Consider the following 20853-nt stretch of genomic DNA (forward strand, 5'->3'; position numbering starts at 1 on the left):
ATTTGAGATATTATGAAGAGGAGTTTACTCCTCTTCGTTGTTTAAAGCAGGTTGTTTTTCTGTATTTACTAAGTCTTCCCGCTCCAGCTCTTCCAATTCGCGTGTTTCTTGAAGTAAAAACTCCAGGAACCTATCTTCGAATTCAGCTCGACCCGAATCCTCAGATATTCCATACATTCTGGTGTAGATCTTATTTTGAAAGTATTGCATTGTACGAAGGTAGGAGATAATGGTATCCTGCTTCTCCATCAATTTATTAGCCCTAAAGGCCATAAATCCAAAACCTTCATGGGGGTTATTATTGTCCCGCTCGGTCATGATGTACTCAACACCATCAACGGTTATCTTGGTGAAATGTGTGTCTTCAAAGCTGTCTTTTACAGCTCTGGGACGAAACTCTTCGCCTTCATTAATGTCTCTGTTTTCACATGATGAGAGACTAGCAAACGCTATCAAAATCAATAACTTTTTCATTTGTTCCGATCCTTTATAGCACCTTCTTCCACACCGAAAATACGCTTCAATAGCTTGAATGCTTTCCCATTTAATAAGATAATCAGGTAGTCACCCGTATTAATCTTAAGGTCACCCAAAGGATTCTTTATAAGCTTTTTCTGTCCAAATTTGTCTCTTTTTGTAATTCCAATGAGAACGGAATTGTATCGTTTCTTCAAATCGAAGAATACATCCTGGTATGCTTTCCCATTATACGGGTTGTTTGGCGTGATGATCAATTGCTTGATGTCATAATCACTATCGGATTTGGCGTAGGATAGCACCGACTCACTATATGTAGCCACATCAGGTTCAAACATATAGGAAGCTAAAAGTTTAGATGAAATTTCCTGTGTCGATATGGTATTGCTTACACCTGCTGCCAAAAAGGTATTCTTCAAATCTCCGTTTTCCAGAGTAACTACAAACTCAGTTTCCGGAAATACCTTCTTCAGATTCAAGACATACACCAACTTGTCGGTATCATCCAGCATATTAACAAATACAATAGTTGCTTCCTCGATATTGGACTTTTTGATTAGCTCATGATTATTGTAATCGCTGAAAAGCACAAATACGTTCTTTGGACTGTATTTTTCTCTGATAAGTTCTACGTCATCCTTTTTATTAGTAACTATCGCTACCCTTCTGCCTACCCCAACTAACTGATCTACTACATGCCACCCGAATTCATTCCATCCAATAATTACTGCATGGTTAATAAAGCTGGTTCCACTGTAACCCAGCTTTTTGTTTTCCTTAATAGTTGTCATAAGCGTAGTAAGTTGTCCAATTAAAATACCGAAAATACCAATACTTGTAAGTATGAATATGAGAGAAATATACCTTCCCCAGATCGTAGCAGGAAAAATATCACCATACCCAACAGTTGTCAGTGTTACCAGGGAGTACCAGAATGCATTTTGATAGTTGTTTAGCGCAGACTGGCCACTGTCTTTTTCCACATAGACCAATAACCACACCAATGCAAAGTAAATCACTAAGACCAGTGTGATTAGCAGAAAAAGACGAAAGCTCGCGTTCTTTTTTAGGGTAGTTGACATAGGCTAGGTAAATGTCAAATATAACATATTCAAGATGTATTTTGACTCAGTAGTTTTTGGGATGAATTATTCTCGGTTTAAGATAAGTAAAATAAGATTCAAGGTGGTTTTTGAATCGTATTAATAACTCCTACCTCATATCCTACTTATTAAAAGCTCGCAGCTTGATTTTGGTAAGCTTACGCTTCGTGTCCAAAGGGAAGTCGCCCTTCATCACCCAATCATAAAAGCTGGGCTCTTTTTCCAGGATCTCTGCTACAGCTTTGCCCCGGTGCTTTCCGAAATTGAAAACTTCTATACCATCCTTGTAGATCATGCGCCCGGCAAAGTCCACTCGACTTGAAGTGGTCAGTTCGTGGAGCTTGCCCATGTCATTTTCAATGGTTGCTAATTTCTTACCCAAACCATCGAATGCCTCCTGACCTTCATACTTCTCCACCTGAGAAACTAGCACTTCATACGTTGCTTTCGTATCAGCCAATGCACTATGGGCATCTACTAGATCCTTATCACAGTAGAATTTATAAGCAGCAGTGAGGTTTCGCTTTTCCATCAGGTGAAAGAGCTTCTGTGCATCTACAATCTTCCGGTTATCCGTTTCAAATTCCACATTTGCTCTGAGGAATTCCTCCACAAGCATGGGTACATCAAAGCCTAGTACATTAAATCCGGCCAGATCACATCCTTCCAGGTATTGTGCCAATGATTTGGCGATCTGAGTAAAAGATGGCTCATCTTTCACATCTTCATCATAGATGCCGTGAATCAAACTTGTTTCATGAGGTATAGGGATGGTTGGGTTGATCTTTCTGCACTTTTCTTCAATGGTGCCATCGGGCATGGCTTTTACCATGGCGATCTCGACGATTCTGTCTTGCGAAATATTAGTGCCGGTCGTTTCCAGATCGAATACGACTAAAGGATTTTTCAGATTGAGTTTGAACAAAATGTTGCTTTTAAAGGTGTGTGACCAAAGATAGTAGAAAGCACCAAAGGAGCCGAAAGATCGTTGTGGATAAGTGGGGGGGAAATGGTGGACGAAATACCCTTTTTATCTTTTGCTAAAATTTAAGTTTGTATTGGAATAAAAATATTTAACACATTACCTGAATGGACGGAGCTAAACAATCATCTTCATCATCTACAAAAAGTCGTCGCATCGGCTTGTCCACCCTTTCAGAACATTTAGGTAAACTTCCGCCTCAGGCAGTAGAAATAGAGGAAGCAGTGCTGGGTGCGCTCATGCTTGAAAGAGATGCACTTTCCAATGTGATTGACATTCTTCATCCGGAGAGTTTCTATAAAGATGCACATCAAGAGATTTATGCGGCTATCGTCGCACTGTTCAATGACAGTCAGCCGATAGATATCAAAACAGTCACTCACCAGCTTCGAAAAGAAGCAAAACTTGAAGTAGTTGGTGGGGCGCATTTTGTTGCTGAACTCACCACCAAAGTGAACTCGGCTGCCAACATCGAGTATCATGCGCGGATCATTGCGGAGCAATCAATTAAAAGAGAACTGATCCGAATCTCCTCTGAGATTCAAAAGGATGCGTATGAGGATACGATAGATGTTTTCAAACTGCTAGACAGAGCAGAGCAGTCGTTGTTTGACGTATCGGAATCGCATATTCGAAAGAATTATGACAAGATGAGCTCACTGATGCACCAGGCCATTGATGAAATTCAAATAAGGAAGGATCGTAAAGATGGTCTTACTGGTGTGCCAAGTGGTTTCTCCGCACTGGATCGTGTAACGTCCGGTTGGCAGCCTTCTGATTTAGTGATCATTGCGGCACGTCCCGGTATGGGTAAAACGGCATTCGTGGTTTCTGCCCTCCGAAATGCAGCAATTGATTTCAATACTCCAGTAGCCATCTTTTCACTGGAAATGTCATCGGTACAGTTGGTTAATCGATTGATTTCAGCTGAGGCCGAACTCCCGAGTGAAAAAATTAAGAAGGGTGACCTGGCCGACTATGAGTGGGAGCAGATGATCCATAAAACCAGGAAACTATCAGAAGCGCCTATCTTTATTGACGATACACCAGCATTGAGTATTCTCGAACTCAGAGCAAAATGTAGAAGGCTGGCAGCACAGCACGGAGTGAAGCTGATCATCATTGACTACCTCCAGTTGATGAGTGGGGACAGTAGCAAGGGCGGAGGAAACCGAGAGCAGGAAATTGCATCCATCTCACGAGCATTGAAAGGAATTGCCAAAGAGCTCAATGTGCCAGTACTTGCACTTTCCCAGTTGAGCAGGGCTGTGGAAACCCGAGGTGGAGATAAGCGGCCTCAGCTATCTGACTTGAGGGAATCCGGCTCAATCGAGCAGGATGCAGATATGGTAATGTTCTTGTATCGTCCGGAGTACTATGGATTGGATACCGATGAATCAGGTATGCCACTTCAGGGACTAGGTGAGGTAATCATTGCCAAGCATAGAAACGGATCTCTCGATACTGTCAACCTCAAATTCATCGGCAAGTTCACCAAGTTTACCGACTGGGATGGAGATCAGGGAGATGGATTTGGTGGCTTCCCAACATCAGGCCCAGCCAACGATGACTTTACCATCACCCTTCCCAGCAAAGCAAATGGGGATGAAGGACCGGAGGATGATGCACCGTTTTAATTTCTAAAATGCTATTTTTTAATGAAAGCGATTACGATTACACAGGAATCGGAACCGATTCAATTGACAGGTATTGATAAACCAGAAGTGTCAGGTGATGAATGTTTAGTAAAGATTTCAGCTGCTGCACTTAATCGTCGAGATCAGTGGATTAGGGAAGGCATGTATCCGGGCATTCAGTTTGGAACTGTGCTGGGATCGGATGGATGTGGGGTAGTGGAAGAAGGACCTGCAGCATGGAAAGGTAAAGAGGTAATCATCAACCCGAATGTGAATTGGGGTGATAATACTGAAGTTCAGTCTTCAGACTATTCGGTATTGGGTATGCCAACCCATGGTACGCTGGCTGAGTACATCAAAGTACCAGCTCACCGATTACAGGAAAAACCATCTCACCTGAGTGATGAAGATGCGGCTGCCTTACCACTAGCCGGGCTTACTGCTTTTCGTGCCACCATCAAAAAAGGAGGTGCAAAAGCCGGAAAAAGGGTACTTATTACGGGTGCTGGTGGTGGAGTGAGCCAATTTGCGATTGCTTTTGCTGTCGCTTCAGGAGCGGAAGTTTGTGTCACCAGTGGCAGTGATGAGAAGATAGAGCGCGTAAAAGAAATGGGAGTGAAAGGTGGGTTTAACTACAAAGAAGAAAAGTGGTTTAAAGTGGCCGGCCAATTTGACGCAATCATTGATAGCGCCGGAGGAAATCAGTTAAATAATTACTTGAAAATCATTAAGCCAGCCGGTCGCATTGTAATGTATGGAAGCACAACGGGCTATCCGGAAAAGGTTGATGTATTTAGGTTGTTTTGGTCACAGGCTCAGATCATGGGTAGCACGATGGGCAGTGATGAGGAGTTTGTGGAAATGCTGCAGTGGGTGAATAAGCACAAGATTAAACCGACGGTTGATCAATTGTATGAAGTAGATGACTATCTAGCCGCCTTTGATCGATTCAAAGCGCCGGACCATTTTGGAAAAATTGTGATTAGTTTTTGATCAGATTGTCACCCTGACACAAGTTCAGCATGACGGTCATTTATACTTATCATTCAAACCTACCTTGTCTAATATCATCGGTATGATTTTATCAAGACGTTTCTGTTTGGTTTCAGGTCGTTTGGCTTCTACGATATGCTCGGCATATTCACGCTTGCAAGAATGGGTGAGTGAGTCGAACGCTTCAGAAAGCTGACTATCGGATGCAAGCGCTTCCTTCAATTCATCTGGAATGATCAATGGCTTTTTCTCCGGTTTGATTTCTTTTCCGTCCTTCTGATTTTGAATCGCTTCTTTGAGGTAATCGAGGACAAGCTTTTCATTAACGTCATCCATGGATTCAAACCGCCATTGTCGCATGCCTTTGGTTTTACCTTCCTGTGCATTGATAAGTATGTTGGCAGGATCTTTCAGAAACACGCCATTGAAAAACCACAGTCCTGCATAACTTTTGAAGGCGCCAATTCCCGCTACGTTTTTATGCTTCCAGCAGTAAGTAGGAATGCCCCACTTCATTTTCTCTTCCAGCTCTGTTGACAGAAGAATGGATCGTAGCTTTTCAAGCAATTGTCGGTATTCCTCATTCCATGAAAAATACTCTTCTGGAGTTTTAGCCATTTTCATACCTCAAAAATATCAATCCCGATCGAACTGAAAGTTCTGGTAAGCTGAGCGCAACTCTAACAATGCCTTTTGATCATCCTGTTCTGCCGCGAGCTGTGCCCCTTTTCGAAAAGTTGTTTCTGCTTCATCCCACCGTTCCTCCTCCCACAATAGATGAGCTGCTTTAAAATAGGTGGGAAGGTAATCCGGATGATCTTTAAGCAGCGAAAGGAGTATTTCTAGTGAATCCTTCGGCTGAGAATCATAGTACTCCATTGCGAGCGCATATTTATTAAATGGATTTGCGGGTTCTTCTGAAATGAACTGTTTAAGCAGTGAGGTCCGATCTGAATTCATCAGACTAAATTACTTTTGATATGCTTCAAAATAAAATTGAAATGGACAACCTGAAATACTACCTCTTATCAATCTGTCTTGTTACTGGAATCGTATCTTCTGCCCAGGATGGTGACACCACAGATTACTACTATCAAATTCCCGATTATCCTGAGGAATACAATGCTGGCACTGTCGCTGCAAGAATTGTTGATGGTTTAGGCTTTCGGTATTACTGGGGGACGGAAGGGTTAACAGCTGGTGACTTGGAATACCGACCGAGCGAGGGAGCCAGGAATGTGGAAGAAACCATCGATCACATTTTGTCTCTGACACAGATCCTGGTGAATGCGGTGAATGAACAACCATTTGAGGGGGTAGAGATGGATGGGCTTTCTTTTGAGGAGAAGAGAGGTCGTGCATTAGAAAATATTCGTCAAACCAGTGAAATTCTTAGGAATGCAAATGGGGAGGATTTAGCCCGGTATGATATGGTTTTTCCCAGTGCGGAGTTCCCATTTTGGAATCTGATCAACGGACCAATAGCAGATGCAATTAATCATGTAGGTCAGATTATCACCTTGAGACGTACCAATGGCAACCCCATCAATCAGAACATTAGCGTGTTGCAGGGTAGGGTGCGAGGCTAGCCATGCTTTAGCTTCATAATAAGAATGGTTCCTGTTAACAAGAGCGTGATAGAATTTGCGATAATGATAGGTAGATCACCCAAATGGATGCCATAAGCCAGCCAGCAGGCAACTCCAATGGTGAATATCAGGTACATTCCCAATGAAAGACTTTCTGTGCTTTTAGTACGGATGGTTTTGATCGCCTGAGGTGCAAAAGAGATAGTAGTCAGGAATGCAGCAATAAATCCAATGTAATTCATTAGTTGGCTATATGATTGATGATTATCTCCGCATGCTCTCTGGAGTTCTCTATAAACCAGGCATTGGTTTTTAGTCCACCACAGATCACTCCAGCCAGGTAAACGCCGGACACATTGGTTTCCATAGTTTGCTCATTGTAAACGGGAGTTTTAAATTCGTCGTTCCCAATCTCAACTCCTACATGTTTAAGGAATGAAAAGTCCGGCTGATAACCAGTCATGGCTAGCACAAAATCATTGGGGATCGTAAGCTGCTCTTTAGGCGTTTGTATATCAATCGAATGTTCCTCAATGCGAGTGATATTGCTTTCAAAATAGGCTTTTATAGAGCCTTCAGCGATTCGGTTATCAATATCCGGCTTCACCCAATACTTTACACGGGGATTGATCTCTTCTTCGCGAATCACCATTGTAACTGATTTAGCACCTTTTCTGTAAACCTCAAGGGCAACATCAACAGCGGAGTTAGCCGCTCCGACCACCGCGACATCCATGTCATAATAGGGGTGAGGCTCATCGTAATAGTGCTTCACTTTCGGGAGATCTTCTCCAGGAGCATTGAGCATGTATGGGAGGTCATAGAAGCCTGTAGCGATAATCAGATTCTTTGCTTTGTATGATCGTCGGCTTGAGTGTATTTCAAATTGCTCTTCATCTTTCTTTATTTCTTCAATCCGTTCGTATAGACGGGTATTGAGTTTCCAGGAAGAAGCGACGCGACGGTAGTATTCTAACGCTTCCGGTCGGGTAGGTTTAGGGTTATGTGAAATGAACGGGACACCCCCAATCTCGAGCCGGTCAGAGGTAGAGAAGAATGTCATGTTACGTGGGTAGTTATACAAAGAATTGACCAGGCATCCTTTATCCACAATGACATATGAGAGTTTGGCTTTCTCACATTCAATACCGCATGCCAGCCCGATGGGGCCGGCACCAACGATCAAAACATCAAGTTCTTCGCTCATGCTGCGAAGGTAAAACTAAGCATTGTTTTCTCGTATCTTTTCAAGTAATAGCTCAACGATTGGGGTTAAATAATCAAATAACTCAAACCTTCCGTTTTGGCCTGATTTGTTCATTGCTAATGCAATAGCCAGGTCATACTCCGGATAAACAACAAGAAGGGCCATCCCTCCAACAGCCATACCACCATGATGAATGACTTCCACTTTTAAGTTTCCATCAAAATATCTTTCAGAGAAATCATGTCGCAATCCCAGAGCGTAATTTTGCTCATTGATGGTGCCGTCATTTAGTTTTTGAGGGGTGGTGAGAATCTGAATGATTGTCCTCTTCAAAAGCGTTGAATCCAATAATGCATTACCGGCTTTCACCAGATCGGAAGGGGTAGAGACAAAGCCGCCACCGGCCCATTTGTTACTTAAATCTACCGTGAAAGCTTCCTTATAATTCTCACTGTCAATATCATATGGAATAGCCCTATTCTTGACTTTTCCTCTTTTATCAGCCTCCGTGTTACTCATTCCCAGCGGATTGAATACATATTCACCCATGTAGCTCAAAAAGTTTCTTCCTGAGGACTTTTCCATGGCCAAACTCAAGGCGGTGAAGTTGTACGAACTGTATGAAAAGGATTCACCCGGAGGAAATAGAAGTCGATCATCTTCAAATTGGCTTAAACTGGCTTCAATGCTCTCATATTCTTTATTTCTATAATATTCCCAAACAGGAAAGCATAAGCATGCGCCGTAATTACGGATTCCTGACTGATGAGATGCCAAATGCCTGATGGTAATTTTCGGTTTGTTTTTAAAATGGTCTGTATAATACTGCACGGATGAGTCAGGATGTATGTGTCTGTCCTCTATCAGTTTCCCCAGCCCAAGAGATGTGAGTGCTTTGGATACACTGCCTATTCGATATTGTGTACTGGTATCAGCAGGAATCATTTCTCCCATATCCATAAACCCAATAGCGTAAGACCAAGCCATTCTTCCATTAATCATTGCTGCTATGGAAATAGATGGTGCTTCGCTTTTTTTGTGGATTGTGTCCAGATGAGCTTTAGATTTTACTATAACGTCTGAATATTCCGCATTTTCTATTCCTTCAAAGAACACATTGGTAGTTTCGGTGGGAATTTTATTCCAGCCAAAGTTCCAATCAATGATTGGTTGGAAAAGGGCATAGATCATCCAGGCAAGGCTGGAGAGCCCTGCAATTATGATTAGTTTTTTCATACGTTAGATTTTTAGAAGTTCAGTTTTGATGTGCTCATATCCTTTAAAGAGGAGGATTACTTCTAATATGATTGCCGGTATGAGCATGATATATCCAATAAGAAAACCTACCACTAGAAGAAAACAAGCACCCGCAATGATTTCAATAATTCCTGCTGCTTTGGCAAGAATGCCCATACCATCCTGTAGTCGCATAAATCCAATTCCTATCAGAATGCCAATTACTCCCACAGACATTGATTCACCAACTCCGATCATAATTAAATTGGCATCACTGATATCAAGGTAAAGGGATGCAATATCGATTAATGTGATGAATGCAAAAAGGCCTATCATGATGTAAGAAGATACTTTAAGCAGGTAATTGTTGAAGTAATCAGAAAGCCTGATAATGCCATACATAAAGACTGTGTATGAAAAAAAGTAGAGTAGCTTCATGGGAATGTAGAAGGTAGGAGAGATGCTAAGGTCACCACCTTCAAATCGATCAATTTCAAGTGCCCCATCAATAAATCCAACAACAAAGTATACAATACCAGATATCCAAGCGGCTTGAAGTGATGATTGGAGCGCATTCATATATGCTGCAGACTTGGTAGGTCTGGTCTTTTCTTTAAATTCCTCGATATCCACCTCCAGAGCGGATAGTAATATTTTCACAGTTGATAGCCTGGGTGTTACTTCGCCTGATTCAATGCGCTGAATAGTTCTAACACTTACATTGCATGCCTCAACTAATTCTTCTTGCGTCATATTTCTCTGTTGACGCAGTTCAATTAATTTTTGTCCTAATTCGGGTTGTTTCATTTTTGATCTTTTCGGCAATAGTATTCCGAAACTACTTGTATTGACAAAAAATAAGATTGCAATATACCCGTCATTTACCCGTCATTTATCTTACAAGCCTAAAAACAAAGAAACCATCCCAGACCTGCTCCGGGATGGTACTACTATGACGTACGCATTAGTATGAAGAGGATTCCATTAATACGTACGCTCCACCTTACCTAATCCATGTTCTTTTTTCGTTACTTTTTTCGTATTTCCCTTAAAGACAATTTTGCCACTTCCGTAAACCTTGGCTTCTAGTTGATCTTTCACATTGATTTCCATATCTCCCGAGCCTGATAAGTCTGCATTTGCTGAATTTAAATCAAGCTTGAATGCTTCAATTTTTCCATATCCGGAAAGTGAAATCTCGGCACTGTCTGCATATCCGGTGAGCTTCACCAATCCACACCCAGAATTGGTTAGTGATAGAATTTCACCTTTTATATCTGCTTCTAAAGTTCCTGATCCTGAATTGGTTAATTTCAATTCCTTTGAGGAAATTGAATTTTCAGTGATCAGCTTGCCATTACCATTAACATTAAGGGCATTAACATTTCTCATGGAAATGAATACATCAAGCTTTGGTGCGATTTTGATATCATCGATTTGCTCCCATATGCTTTTGTTTTTCTCATCTCTTTTAATATTTATGCTTAGTGCTCCATCAGATATCTTAAACTCTGAGATATCCATTACCTCTTTCAAGGCACGAACTTCAATTTTGGTTTCATTGGATTGTTTGAGGTATACCGAGTAGCGAGCATTCAAATGGATGGTATGGAAGTCATCCATAACTTCAATATCTTCTTTGATAACCTGTGATTGCGCCAGAATAAGTGCTGGCATCAACATGATTGCAAGGATTATAAGTAGCTTTTTCATAGTTATCATTTACAACCTCATGTGCCAATGGTATGCCAAAGCTGATTTTGACCGTATAATGGACTTAGCCATCAATATGATTCTCAATATGAGAATTCTAACCTGATTTTTGAGAATAAAAAAGGCGCAGAAGTCTGCGCCTTTTGAAAAGTAGATTTGAACAAAAAAAAATTAATAGACGTATCCTAACGCCGTTTTATCATCATTAGTGAACGGACGATCTCCTTCAGGACTGCCGCATGCTAGCATCCAGCTATTTGCACTAGGTCCGGTAGGAGTGCCTGGGATATGGTTAGCACCTACACCACCACCTCCTTCATTGTCTGGAGCACCGCCACAGCTGTAGCTTCTGTCCATGTAGTCGGTATGACGAAAGCCAATGCAATGTCCCATTTCATGAGCGATGGTAGTAGCCAATCCATTGATATTTGAAACATTGTCATAGTACCCTCTTGTCATAAGGATCGTTCCATACGGATCTCCATTTTCAGGGAATCCGGCAGAACCCAAAATCCCAAACCAATAGTAATACCAAGGAGATGCTCTGATAGTGATATCAGCCTGGCTTGAGCTCGTTACTCGATTGAATGTAAGGTTTAGGTTCTCAGCGTTGTAACGAGCAATTGCAATGTCAGTCGCTTGTGCATACTTGGTAGGCATATTCCTTACGTACACATTGATTGTGCGCGGTGTGCCTGTTACCAAATTGTCAGTGTGATAATGCTCTTCAACCGGAAGACCATTACTAGGGGACATTTTTTCCAACTGATCCAAAGTGATACGAATGTCACCTTCAATAAAAAGAATGTCATCGTACATCTTCACTTCATTGGCATTGAATCCAAGATCAGCGACTTTCGCCAAGATATCACTTGGGACTTCTTGTAATTGAGGTTGTTGTTCTTCATTGCTGTCCTGGCAGGCCCATAGTACCGCCAGAGCAAGGGCGAAGACACCCAGCTTCATTAATCTTCTCATAATACATTTAAAAAATTTGGTTCTTAAGGATGAAGGTAAAAAATTGTAAGGAATTATAAAACCATTGTAAAAGAAAATAGAGTTATTCCGATGGGTTAACGAAATATAAACTGACTCAAAGAGAGGGTGTAGTTCTGTTTTGCAAAAAGCGAATGAATTGGCTTCCCAAATTGACCATAATTACTAACTTCGAGGTTCGAAAAAATGAGGAGCGGAACCGTTTTGCTTCTCACTTGTTTCTTACTAAAAACACTCAGATAGATAAATGAAATGAGCATGATTTTGATTGATTACCAACTTGGGATGAATATCATTTATGCGAATTCCATGTGACCATTTAAAATTAATTTATATACATGAAAATATTAGTTTGTATTACGCACGTGCCTGATACTACTTCTCGCATTGCGTTCACGGATGGTGATACCAAGTTTGACAAAAATGGTGTGCAATTCATCATCGGTCCTTATGACGACTATGCGCTTGCCAGAGCTGTAGAACTTAAAGAGCAAACAGGTGGCAGTATCACAGTATTGAACGTAGGAGAAGCTGAGACAGAACCTACCATTAGAAAAGCGCTGGCTATTGGAGCTGACGATGCGATCAGGATAAATGCATTTCCCGAAGATGCACTTTTTGTTGCCAAGCAAATTGCAGCTGTAGCAAAAGATGGTGGCTATGACTTAGTCTTAATGGGTAGGGAATCAATAGATTTTAATGGTGGCCAGGTTCATGGTATGGTTGGTGAGTTGTTAGGTATTCCTTCAGTGTCTCCAGTGATGACATTAGATATTGAAGGTGAAACTGCCAAGATCTCCAGAGAAATAGAAGGCGGTAAAGAATACTTGGAATTGCCACTACCATTTGTTGCAGGGTGTCAGGAGCCGATTGCTGAATGGAAAATCCCTAATATGAGAGGCATCATGAGTGCTCGTACCAAACCGCTCGAAGTAAAAGATCCAACCGGAGATGCTCCTAAAACTAAGGTGAGCAAGTTTGAATTGCCTCCAGCGAAAGGAGATGTGAAGTTGATAGATCCGGATAATATGGATGAACTAGTAGATTTATTGAAGAACGAAGCAAAAGTGATATAACATGGCAGCATTAGCATTTGTAGAATTAGACGAAGGAAAAGTTAAAAAATCATCTCTTGAAGCAGTGAGCTATGCTCAAGCAGTTGCCGGAGATGTCACAGCAGTGGTTTTTGGAAAGACTGGTGACATGGATGTCATTGGCAAAGCTGGAGCAAGCAAAGTTTTGCATGTAACAGATGAAAAGCTGGCAACACCAAACATCATGGCATATGCTTCGGCTATTGCAGAGGCAATGAATCAGGAGGGGTCTGATTTATTGGTTTTGGCTAAAAGCTCTTTAGGAGATCCGGTTTCTGCACGGGTATCTATCAAAGTAGATGCGGCACTTGCTTCAAATGTTGCTGATCTGCCTGATACATCCAACGGATACTCGGTAAAGAAAAGCATTTATACTGGTAAGGCATTTGCAAATACGACTCTGGAAGGTGATAAGAAGATCATCATCATCAAGAAAAATGCAATCGCAATTAAAGAGGACGGAGGATCACCAGAGGTTGTTGAGTTTTCACCTACAATAAATGATGCTGATTTCACAGTTAAAACTACTAAGACAGAAAAAGCAGAGGGAGATATCTTACTTCCAGAAGCAGATTTAGTAGTTTCAGGAGGTAGAGGTCTGAAGGGGCCGGAAAACTGGGGAATGATTGAAGAGTTGGCAAAGACATTGGGCGCTGCAACCGGGTGTAGTAAGCCTGTTTCAGATATGGATTGGAGACCTCACCATGAGCACGTTGGACAGACAGGTATAAAAGTTAGTCCTTCATTGTATATTGCCATAGGAATATCAGGAGCCATTCAGCATTTAGCTGGGGTGAATTCATCTAAATACATTCTTGTTATTAATAAGGATCCTGAAGCTCCGTTTTTTAAAGCTGCAGATTATGGTGTTGTTGGGGATGCCTTTGACGTAGTACCAAAACTTACTGAAGCAATCAAGAAGGCACAAGGTTAATGGCCGAAGAGAAAATAAAGTTAGAGATATTGGGACTGTCCTCGAGTCAGTCCCAATCAGGCTCTTTTGCACTGGTGTTAGGAGAGTCAGGAGGGAATAGAAGGCTTCCTATTATCATTGGCATGTTTGAAGCACAGGCTATTGCAATCGAGATCGAAAAGATTGTACCTAATAGGCCAATGACTCACGACCTGTTCAAGGCCTTTTCTCATAATTTCGACATTTCAATTAAAGAGGTTTACATTTCAGACCTAAAAGAAGGGGTATTCTTTGCGCGCATTATTTGTGAACATGACGGTAAAGTGTTTGAAATCGACTCCCGTCCTTCTGATGCTATAGCTATCGGCCTTCGATTCAATGTTGATTTCTATACCAATGAAAACATTCTTACTGAGGCGGGTATAGTATTGACAGAGGAATATGAGGAAGAAATAGCACAGCAGGAAGTATCAAAACCAGAGAAAGCTAATTTGGAAGACCTTTCCTCCAGCGAATTGGAAAAGCTTCTCAATGAAGCGCTGGACAAAGAAGACTATGAAAAAGCAGCCCGGATCAGGGATGTGCTGAATAAGCGAAACTAACCATGGATTACGTAAGAGGTATAGCCGGATTGATAGGCTTGGTAGCAATAGCCTGGGCGCTTTCCGGCAGTAGAAAGCAGATTGACTTTCGCTTGGTAGGCATTGGTATTGCCATTCAGGTAGTCATTGGTTTATTGATTGCCAATGTTGAGTTTGTTAATCAGCTTTTTTCATGGATGAGTGCTGGGTTTGTTAAGTTCTTGAATTTTGGACTGAAGGGTGCCGAGTTTTTATACGGAGACCTGGCCAAGAACAGCGAAGCAGTTGATGCAAAACATAATCTTGGGTTTCTTTTTGTCTTCCAGGCTCTTCCCACGGTTATCTTCTTTTCCTCTGTGACTGCCGGCCTCTACTATCTGGGACTTTTGCAAAAGATCGTTTATGGGTTCGCATGGATTATGGCTAAGACCATGCGTCTATCAGGTGCAGAAAGTTTATCAGCCGCTGGAAATATTTTTCTAGGTCAAACAGAAGCACCTCTCTTGGTGCGTCCATTTATTGGAAAAATGACAAAATCAGAGCTGAACTGCCTGATGACCGGAGGCATGGCAACCATTGCAGGGAGTGTGCTTGGAGCTTATGTGTCTTTCCTGGGAGGTGGAGACCCTGCTCAGCAGCAAATTTTTGCTACTTATCTGTTGAGTGCATCTATTATGAACGCACCTGCTGCCATTGTTATGGCAAAAATATTTCTGCCGGAAGATGAACCCGAAAAAATAGACAGTAGCCTGCGAGTCAATAAAGAAAATATTGGAGTAAACCTCGTTGATGCGTTAGCAAGAGGAGCCTCTGACGGGGTGAAGCTGGCGTTAAACATAGCTGGAATGTTGCTGGCATTTATTGCAGTCATTTTTGCATTGAACTGGATTTTAGTGGATGGAATAGGTGAGTTAACAGGGCTTAATGAGTTTGTTATACGAACTACCGATGGAGCTTTTGAAGGATTTTCACTCCAATATATCCTTGGTCAGGTATTCAGAGTCTTTGCATTTATAATGGGTGTAGATTGGGTTGAAACAATCAAAGTAGGTAGTCTTTTGGGTCAAAAGACTGTCATAAACGAATTTGTTGCCTATCTAAGCCTAGCGGATATGAAGTCTGCAGGTCTTCTCTCAGAAAAATCAATTATTATTTCTACGTACGCACTTTGCGGATTTGCAAACTTTAGTTCAATTGCAATCCAGATTGGTGGAATTGGTGGAATGGCTCCTAACAGACAAGGTGATTTGTCAAAACTTGGATTAAGAGCTTTGGTTGCTGCCACATTGGCTACCATGATGACAGCAACTATCGCTGGTGCTTTATTTGGATAATTATGAAAAAGATTACACTCCTTTTATCTGTTGTATTCATTTCGTTAGTGATTAGCTGTGGAAATGACGATGGAAACTCTGCTTCATTCGAAGAGCAACTTTCGATTGATATTGAAATCATCGACGAATATCTTAAAGACAAAGGAATCAATGCCGAGGTTCATGATTCAGGAATTAGATATGTTGTTGAACAGGAGGGGAATGGTCAAAAACCTGCTTTTCGTGATGATATAGCCATCAAATACGCCAGTTATTATCTTGATGAAAAACTCCTGGGTAGAGATACAATAGGATTTACTGTAAAGCTGGACGATGGAATAGTGGTTGCCTGGTTAGAAATGCTTCCAGAAATTGAGGAGGGAGGAAAAATCACATTTTACGCTCCATCCGGTTATTGTTTTGGACCAAATGGTAATGGTGTAGTTCCTCCAAATACAAACCTTATTTATGATGTAGAGCTACTGGCCGTGGTGGATAGTAAAGAGGAGCAGTTGGAAGTCGATACGCTAATAATTGATGAATTTCTAGAGGAGAGCCAGATAGATTTTGTGGTTCACTCTTCGGGAATCCGGGTTCAAACAATTCAGGAAGGAACTGGTGACTCGCCAACAGCAAATGACAATGTGGTAGTAAAATACGAGGGTAGCTATCTGAATGGAAATGTATTTGATTCAAACTCGACAGGCATTCAGTTTGGTCTTCAAAATCTGATTGAGGCTTGGCAAATTATGATTCCAACCATGAAAGAAGGAGGAAAGATTAAGATTTTCGCTCCTTCTGAATTTTGTTACGGTTCATCAGGTAATCAAGTCATTCCTCCAAATACTATATTGACATTCGAAATTGAGTTGGTTGAAGTTAGGTGATGTGACTTAGTTAAGCTTCACGTCCACTTCATATCCTTTTACAGTTATATTAACAATACTCCCATTTTTAGACTTAGAGTGTGCTTCCACTTCAAGTTGATCCCCATCTTTGATGTACCTTTTCACATCTACAGATGATTCATCGTATTCGACCTTGCCGTATTTTACGTTTGATTTTAGAATGAAAGATGTGTTTCTAACACCAATTGATGAATCAATGTATTTCCCATCAATGATAATTTCTGTTGCCTCCGTGCCAATCAATTCAATTTCAACCTCGTCCTCATAAGCATTGAGTTGGAAGCTTGTCTCAAGGTTTTCGATCGAGTGATTGCCGTATTTTGAGTTCATACTTATGAAATGATCCAGTGTAACAATGTCCGTTTCATCTTCATAAGATTGGTTGAAGGTGATTGAACCTGCGCGATCAATCTCGAACTTGCTGTATTTGCTATTCGTCAAAATCAATGACCGGACCTCTTCAATCTCCATGTCCATTTCATAGAAGGTAAGTTCACCTTCACCCAGCCGCTCAGTGATTTCAATCTCACCATATTTAAAATTGCCGGATAATCCATCTATTGATCCGATCTGATAATCAGACTCGTAGGAGGTAGCTTCAATAGTGCCCACTTCGTTGATTTCAAGGTTGGAATACTTGGTATTGATCTTAAGGGTTCCGATTGTTCGTGCATCAATTTCCTGCTCATAAATCTCCATCTCTGCATCATCTATTTGCTGAATGGAAGCTGTTCCGTATTTGAAGTTGAAAACTCCTTTCTCTATGTACTCGGCTTCAAGTTCACCAGAATATTGTTTGAATTCAACGTTTTTAAAAGATCCAATCAATTGCACATCTTCATAAGAATTGTTTATGATGAAATCATTGGTTCCAGGAGCCTTTATTTTATAGGTCACCTTCAATTCATCATCTCCGTAGGAGACCTGAATGCCAATGTGTTTGCCCCCAATCTGAATTTTATTCGGAATATCCAGGTCACTATCAATGAGTAACTCGGTGGCACCTTTATCTATGTGGTCTTTCACATTTTGCTCAAATTCATCAAGAAAGTCCTGAATCTTATCAGTCATTTTTCCATCGTACCGAACAATTGCTTCTACTTCTACCTGTGGCTTATCCCACGTTTGTACAACAAGCTCGGTGTACTTGGCCTGGATGTTGATTTTGTCTGAAGGTGAGACATCTACTGTCACTTTAGCCGACCTTGTCTCTCCGTCATTATTGATTGCGTTCGCACTCCATACAAAGCTACATGCGAGTAGTATTAGTATCAGTTTCTTCATTTCGTTTGTATTTATTTGCCCTTTTTATTTCTAGTTCTAATTTTCTCAGCAGCTTGATTTTCTTTTCATAGTAGTCTATCAGGACTCCTACCAGCTGTTCTTTGTTAATTTTTCCAATATCCTGTCGGTATAACATGTTCACTTCTTCCAGTGTATTCAATTCCTCGATTATCCACTGAAAGTCTGTGGCAGATTCCATCTCCTTTACCGGAATCTGTTCTTCCAGTTGATTAATCTGAGTGATATAGCTGTTTTCAATTTCCCTGTATTCGGATGAGATATCGCCGAGAGTAGCAAGCTCATCTACGGTATTTTGAAGAGTGATATTATGGATTAATAGCCCTATTGAGGTGGTAATAAAGACAACTGCAGCCACCTTCCACCAGGAAAATCTAATGGATTTCTCCTTTTTCCAACAATGCCTTATTTCGTCCCACAATTCTGGTGGGGGACTGTCTAGATTTAGTTCTTCTCTTCTCTTTTTAATTAAGTCTTCAAGATTCATAAAGATGTTGAAGTTTTGTTTTTAATAACATCTTGGCGTGTCTGAATTGTGTTTTGGATGTAGACTCAGATATGCCAAGTTGGTTTGCGATTTCTTTATGTTTATAGCCTTCTAGTAGGTGAAGGCTAAGTATTGTTCTGCAACCATCCGGGAGTTCTTTGATCACAGAATGGAGTGTTTTATTATCTATCAATTGTTCTTCTATCTCTTCTGATTCAAGTTGGATTTGGTCTTCAATATCTTCAAAATAGAACTTTTTCTTACGTACATATTCTAGCCCCAGGTTAATGACGATGCGCTTTAGCCATCCGGGAAATGCCTTAGGCTCTTCCAGGTCATTGATTCGCTTGAAGGCTTTTACAAACGCTTCCTGGAGTAGGTCCTGAGCTACTTCCTGATCATTTGTTATACGAGTTAACGTGTTATACATAGCTTTAGAATAACTATTATATAGGTTGAAAGCCGCCAATTCATTGCCTTTCTTTAGCTGGTTTATCCATACTATTTGCGTTTCAGTCACAGGTTATTTGGCGTTTTCTAAGGGTAGGATGGAAGTCGAACAAAAAGGTTGTATGAAGGTAAAGTTTTTTGAACATAAAAAAACCCTGCACTAGCTAGTGCAGGGTTTCATACTTTTTTGATTTACTAACTAATTGTAGTTAGTATTTTCTTTTGGAGCTCCCGCCATGATTTCGTCATTGGCAAAGTCCTCAAACTTCTTAAAGTTTTCAATAAAACGTGAAGCAAGATCATTTGCTTTTTCATAGAAACCTTTATCATTTTTCCATGTTTCTCGTGGGCTCAGAATCGCGTTAGGAACACCTGGGCACGTTGTTGGTATTTCCGCCCCAAAAATGGAGTGCGTGCGATATCCAACATTATCCAATTGTCCATTCAATGCGGCAGTAATCATCGCACGAGTATATTTCAGGCTAATTCGATTACCCACTCCATATGGGCCACCAGTCCACCCGGTGTTAACCAGCCATACATTCACTTCATGCTTGTCCATCTTTGCACCAAGCATCTCAGCATATTTTGTAGGGTGCAGTGGAAGGAATGGAGCTCCAAAACATGCGGAGAACACAGGCTCTGGATCTGTTACTCCTGCTTCTGTTCCAGCAACTTTCGATGTGTATCCTGAGATGAAGTGATACATGGCTTGTCCCTTATTTAGGCGCTGAATAGGAGGGATTACCCCAAATGCATCACAGGTCAAAAAGAAAATGTTCTTCGGAATCCCACCTATAGATGGTTCCATCGCATTTCTAATATGATGAATAGGATAGGAAGCTCTGGTGTTTTCGGTTACTGATTTGTTTTCGTAATCTACTTCCCTGATGCCTTCTTTGAATCTGGTATTTTCCAGTATAGCTCCGTAGCGGATCGCGTTATAGATGTCTGGTTCTTTCTCTTCGGTCAGGTCAATCACTTTGGCGTAGCATCCACCTTCAAAATTGAATACATTTTTTTCCGTCCATCCATGCTCATCATCTCCGATTAGCAGTCTGTTTGGATCAGCTGATAGCGTAGTTTTTCCTGTACCGGAAAGGCCGAAGAAAATTGAAGTATCCTTCTGCTCAATACCCATATTGGCAGAGCAGTGCATACTTAGCACTCCTTGCTCGTGTGGGAGCATGTAGTTTAGTACGGAGAAAATCCCTTTTTTCATTTCACCAGAGTATGCGGTACCTCCGATTAGGATCATTCGCTTGGTGAAGTTGATAATTGCAAAATTCGACTGTCGGGTACCGTCTTCTTCAGGGTCGGCCTGAAACTCCGGAACACAAAGGATGGTGAAATTCGGATCGAATTCTTTGACTTTATACGCATCCGGACGAAGGAACATATTGTAAGCAAACAGGTTGTGCCAAGCCATGGTGTTAATGACTCGCACTCTTAGTCTATGCGTTTTGTCTGCTCCGGCATATGCTTCGCGAACATAAACTTTTTTGTCCTCCAGGAACTTAACCATCTTGTTATACAATTTGTCAAAGTTCTCTTCGGAGAATGGGATATTGATGTTGCCCCACCAAACGGAATCTTTTGTTTTTGCATCTTCAACCACAAATCGGTCTTTTGGAGATCTACCGGTAAATTTGCCAGTATCACACATTAAAGCACCGGTTGAAGTAAGTACACCTTCACCGCTTTTCAGTGTTTCTTCAATGAGTTCTGATTGGCTCAGATTCCAATGAGCCTCCTTTACTTTTATTCCTAAGTCAGAAAGATCACTTTTGCTGGATTTTACGCCGTATTCTTGCATTTTTTATGGGGTATTTTTAATAATTTTTCCTGATTTGAGATAGGACTCAAACGTTT

General features: G+C 41.2%; 23 protein-coding genes. 8 read left to right on the forward strand and 15 right to left on the reverse strand.

Annotated elements, in window-relative coordinates; genetic code table 11:
* Nucleotides 1-24: 24 nt before the first annotated feature.
* From ACXAH9_RS15260 to ACXAH9_RS15270, 3 genes are all read right to left on the reverse strand, one after another.
* Nucleotides 25-474, reverse strand: a complete 450-nt coding sequence (locus ACXAH9_RS15260) for a hypothetical protein (protein ID WP_474895720.1) — start codon at nt 472-474, stop codon at nt 25-27.
* Nucleotides 471-1559, reverse strand: a complete 1089-nt coding sequence (locus tag ACXAH9_RS15265; RefSeq protein ID WP_474895721.1) for a potassium channel family protein — start codon at nt 1557-1559, stop codon at nt 471-473. The genes ACXAH9_RS15260 and ACXAH9_RS15265 overlap by 4 nt, the downstream gene beginning before the upstream one ends.
* A gap of 142 nt (nt 1560-1701) precedes the next feature.
* Nucleotides 1702-2508 carry an exonuclease domain-containing protein gene (locus ACXAH9_RS15270; protein WP_474895748.1) on the reverse strand — a complete coding sequence of 269 codons (807 nt, stop codon included), beginning with the start codon at nt 2506-2508 and terminating at the stop codon, nt 1702-1704.
* A gap of 161 nt (nt 2509-2669) precedes the next feature.
* Here ACXAH9_RS15270 and dnaB point away from each other — a divergent pair, with 161 nt between their 5' ends.
* Complete coding sequence (dnaB, locus tag ACXAH9_RS15275; RefSeq protein ID WP_474895722.1) at nt 2670-4199, forward strand: replicative DNA helicase; 1530 nt, start codon at nt 2670-2672, stop codon at nt 4197-4199.
* A gap of 21 nt (nt 4200-4220) precedes the next feature.
* Entirely contained in the window at nt 4221-5192 is a 972-nt protein-coding gene (locus ACXAH9_RS15280) for a quinone oxidoreductase family protein (RefSeq protein ID WP_474895723.1), read from the forward strand.
* Between the two features lie 36 nt (nt 5193-5228).
* On the opposite strand, the gene ACXAH9_RS15285 is transcribed toward ACXAH9_RS15280, so the two are convergent.
* Nucleotides 5229-5816 carry a YdeI/OmpD-associated family protein gene (locus ACXAH9_RS15285; RefSeq protein ID WP_474895724.1) on the reverse strand — a complete coding sequence of 196 codons (588 nt, stop codon included), beginning with the start codon at nt 5814-5816 and terminating at the stop codon, nt 5229-5231.
* 12 nt (nt 5817-5828) lie between these two features.
* Entirely contained in the window at nt 5829-6152 is a 324-nt protein-coding gene (locus ACXAH9_RS15290; protein ID WP_474895725.1) for a tetratricopeptide repeat protein, read from the reverse strand.
* Between the two features lie 20 nt (nt 6153-6172).
* Between ACXAH9_RS15290 and ACXAH9_RS15295 the strand changes: the two genes are divergently transcribed.
* Nucleotides 6173-6781, forward strand: a complete 609-nt coding sequence (locus ACXAH9_RS15295; protein WP_474895726.1) for a DinB family protein — start codon at nt 6173-6175, stop codon at nt 6779-6781.
* Here the strand turns inward: ACXAH9_RS15295 and ACXAH9_RS15300 are convergent.
* The 6 genes from ACXAH9_RS15300 to ACXAH9_RS15325 form a co-directional block, all read right to left on the reverse strand.
* Nucleotides 6778-7023: a SemiSWEET transporter gene (locus ACXAH9_RS15300; protein WP_474895727.1), complete on the reverse strand. Its 246-nt coding sequence runs from the start codon at nt 7021-7023 to the stop codon at nt 6778-6780. The genes ACXAH9_RS15295 and ACXAH9_RS15300 overlap by 4 nt on opposite strands.
* Nucleotides 7023-7988 (reverse strand): YpdA family putative bacillithiol disulfide reductase, encoded by a 966-nt coding sequence (locus tag ACXAH9_RS15305; RefSeq protein WP_474895728.1) that lies wholly within the window; start codon nt 7986-7988, stop codon nt 7023-7025. Before ACXAH9_RS15305 ends, ACXAH9_RS15300 begins: the two co-directional genes overlap by 1 nt.
* Before the next feature lie 15 nt (nt 7989-8003).
* Nucleotides 8004-9224, reverse strand: a complete 1221-nt coding sequence (locus ACXAH9_RS15310; RefSeq protein ID WP_474895729.1) for a serine hydrolase domain-containing protein — start codon at nt 9222-9224, stop codon at nt 8004-8006.
* A gap of 3 nt (nt 9225-9227) precedes the next feature.
* Nucleotides 9228-10031: a helix-turn-helix domain-containing protein gene (locus ACXAH9_RS15315; RefSeq protein ID WP_474895730.1), complete on the reverse strand. Its 804-nt coding sequence runs from the start codon at nt 10029-10031 to the stop codon at nt 9228-9230.
* A gap of 177 nt (nt 10032-10208) precedes the next feature.
* Nucleotides 10209-10937, reverse strand: coding sequence for a head GIN domain-containing protein (locus ACXAH9_RS15320; protein WP_474895731.1), 729 nt, complete (start codon nt 10935-10937; stop codon nt 10209-10211).
* Between the two features lie 171 nt (nt 10938-11108).
* Nucleotides 11109-11915 carry a M57 family metalloprotease gene (locus ACXAH9_RS15325; protein WP_474895732.1) on the reverse strand — a complete coding sequence of 269 codons (807 nt, stop codon included), beginning with the start codon at nt 11913-11915 and terminating at the stop codon, nt 11109-11111.
* A 356-nt stretch (nt 11916-12271) separates the two neighbouring features.
* Here ACXAH9_RS15325 and ACXAH9_RS15330 point away from each other — a divergent pair, with 356 nt between their 5' ends.
* The 5 genes from ACXAH9_RS15330 to ACXAH9_RS15350 are packed head-to-tail and all read left to right on the forward strand — an operon-like array spanning nt 12272 to nt 16721.
* A complete protein-coding gene (locus ACXAH9_RS15330; protein WP_474895733.1) occupies nt 12272-13009 on the forward strand; it encodes an electron transfer flavoprotein subunit beta/FixA family protein in 738 nt (245 codons plus the stop codon).
* Nucleotide 13010: 1 nt separating this feature from the next.
* Entirely contained in the window at nt 13011-13961 is a 951-nt protein-coding gene (locus tag ACXAH9_RS15335) for an electron transfer flavoprotein subunit alpha/FixB family protein (protein WP_474895734.1), read from the forward strand.
* Nucleotides 13961-14542, forward strand: a complete 582-nt coding sequence (locus tag ACXAH9_RS15340) for a bifunctional nuclease family protein (protein ID WP_474895735.1) — start codon at nt 13961-13963, stop codon at nt 14540-14542. The genes ACXAH9_RS15335 and ACXAH9_RS15340 overlap by 1 nt, the downstream gene beginning before the upstream one ends.
* 2 nt (nt 14543-14544) lie before the next feature.
* Nucleotides 14545-15855, forward strand: a complete 1311-nt coding sequence (locus tag ACXAH9_RS15345) for a NupC/NupG family nucleoside CNT transporter (protein ID WP_474895736.1) — start codon at nt 14545-14547, stop codon at nt 15853-15855.
* 2 nt (nt 15856-15857) lie between these two features.
* A complete protein-coding gene (locus ACXAH9_RS15350; protein WP_474895737.1) occupies nt 15858-16721 on the forward strand; it encodes an FKBP-type peptidyl-prolyl cis-trans isomerase in 864 nt (287 codons plus the stop codon).
* 6 nt (nt 16722-16727) lie between these two features.
* Here the strand turns inward: ACXAH9_RS15350 and ACXAH9_RS15355 are convergent, their stop codons facing one another.
* The 4 genes from ACXAH9_RS15355 to pckA all read right to left on the reverse strand — a co-directional run bounded on the left by ACXAH9_RS15355 (nt 16728) and on the right by pckA (nt 20797).
* Complete coding sequence (locus ACXAH9_RS15355) at nt 16728-18026, reverse strand: hypothetical protein (RefSeq protein ID WP_474895738.1); 1299 nt, start codon at nt 18024-18026, stop codon at nt 16728-16730.
* Complete coding sequence (locus ACXAH9_RS15360) at nt 17992-18531, reverse strand: hypothetical protein (protein ID WP_474895739.1); 540 nt, start codon at nt 18529-18531, stop codon at nt 17992-17994. Before ACXAH9_RS15360 ends, ACXAH9_RS15355 begins: the two co-directional genes overlap by 35 nt.
* Nucleotides 18521-19051: an RNA polymerase sigma factor gene (locus tag ACXAH9_RS15365; protein ID WP_474895740.1), complete on the reverse strand. Its 531-nt coding sequence runs from the start codon at nt 19049-19051 to the stop codon at nt 18521-18523. Before ACXAH9_RS15365 ends, ACXAH9_RS15360 begins: the two co-directional genes overlap by 11 nt.
* Nucleotides 19052-19180: 129 nt before the next feature.
* Entirely contained in the window at nt 19181-20797 is a 1617-nt protein-coding gene (gene pckA, locus ACXAH9_RS15370) for a phosphoenolpyruvate carboxykinase (ATP) (RefSeq protein WP_474895741.1), read from the reverse strand.
* Nucleotides 20798-20853: the final 56 nt, after the last annotated feature.

This window comes from Ekhidna sp. ABH4_415 (genome assembly GCF_056161305.1).

Bases quoted from the DNA above. Each gene is read 5' to 3' on its own strand.
- ACXAH9_RS15280 (WP_474895723.1), top strand. From the start codon at position 4,221: ATGAAAGCGATTACGATTACACAGGAATCGGAACCGATTCAATTGACA.
- ACXAH9_RS15295 (WP_474895726.1), top strand. From the start codon at position 6,173: ATGCTTCAAAATAAAATTGAAATGGACAACCTGAAATACTACCTCTTA.
- ACXAH9_RS15285 (WP_474895724.1), bottom strand. From the start codon at position 5,816: ATGAAAATGGCTAAAACTCCAGAAGAGTATTTTTCATGGAATGAGGAA.
- ACXAH9_RS15330 (WP_474895733.1), top strand. From the start codon at position 12,272: ATGAAAATATTAGTTTGTATTACGCACGTGCCTGATACTACTTCTCGC.
- ACXAH9_RS15355 (WP_474895738.1), bottom strand. From the start codon at position 18,026: ATGAAGAAACTGATACTAATACTACTCGCATGTAGCTTTGTATGGAGT.
- dnaB (WP_474895722.1), top strand. From the start codon at position 2,670: ATGGACGGAGCTAAACAATCATCTTCATCATCTACAAAAAGTCGTCGC.
- ACXAH9_RS15310 (WP_474895729.1), bottom strand. From the start codon at position 9,224: ATGAAAAAACTAATCATAATTGCAGGGCTCTCCAGCCTTGCCTGGATG.
- pckA (WP_474895741.1), bottom strand. From the start codon at position 20,797: ATGCAAGAATACGGCGTAAAATCCAGCAAAAGTGATCTTTCTGACTTA.
- ACXAH9_RS15325 (WP_474895732.1), bottom strand. From the start codon at position 11,915: ATGAGAAGATTAATGAAGCTGGGTGTCTTCGCCCTTGCTCTGGCGGTA.
- ACXAH9_RS15315 (WP_474895730.1), bottom strand. From the start codon at position 10,031: ATGAAACAACCCGAATTAGGACAAAAATTAATTGAACTGCGTCAACAG.
- ACXAH9_RS15345 (WP_474895736.1), top strand. From the start codon at position 14,545: ATGGATTACGTAAGAGGTATAGCCGGATTGATAGGCTTGGTAGCAATA.
- ACXAH9_RS15340 (WP_474895735.1), top strand. From the start codon at position 13,961: ATGGCCGAAGAGAAAATAAAGTTAGAGATATTGGGACTGTCCTCGAGT.
- ACXAH9_RS15350 (WP_474895737.1), top strand. From the start codon at position 15,858: ATGAAAAAGATTACACTCCTTTTATCTGTTGTATTCATTTCGTTAGTG.
- ACXAH9_RS15335 (WP_474895734.1), top strand. From the start codon at position 13,011: ATGGCAGCATTAGCATTTGTAGAATTAGACGAAGGAAAAGTTAAAAAA.
- ACXAH9_RS15305 (WP_474895728.1), bottom strand. From the start codon at position 7,988: ATGAGCGAAGAACTTGATGTTTTGATCGTTGGTGCCGGCCCCATCGGG.
- ACXAH9_RS15320 (WP_474895731.1), bottom strand. From the start codon at position 10,937: ATGAAAAAGCTACTTATAATCCTTGCAATCATGTTGATGCCAGCACTT.
- ACXAH9_RS15300 (WP_474895727.1), bottom strand. From the start codon at position 7,023: ATGAATTACATTGGATTTATTGCTGCATTCCTGACTACTATCTCTTTT.
- ACXAH9_RS15290 (WP_474895725.1), bottom strand. From the start codon at position 6,152: ATGAATTCAGATCGGACCTCACTGCTTAAACAGTTCATTTCAGAAGAA.
- ACXAH9_RS15260 (WP_474895720.1), bottom strand. From the start codon at position 474: ATGAAAAAGTTATTGATTTTGATAGCGTTTGCTAGTCTCTCATCATGT.
- ACXAH9_RS15360 (WP_474895739.1), bottom strand. From the start codon at position 18,531: ATGAATCTTGAAGACTTAATTAAAAAGAGAAGAGAAGAACTAAATCTA.
- ACXAH9_RS15265 (WP_474895721.1), bottom strand. From the start codon at position 1,559: ATGTCAACTACCCTAAAAAAGAACGCGAGCTTTCGTCTTTTTCTGCTA.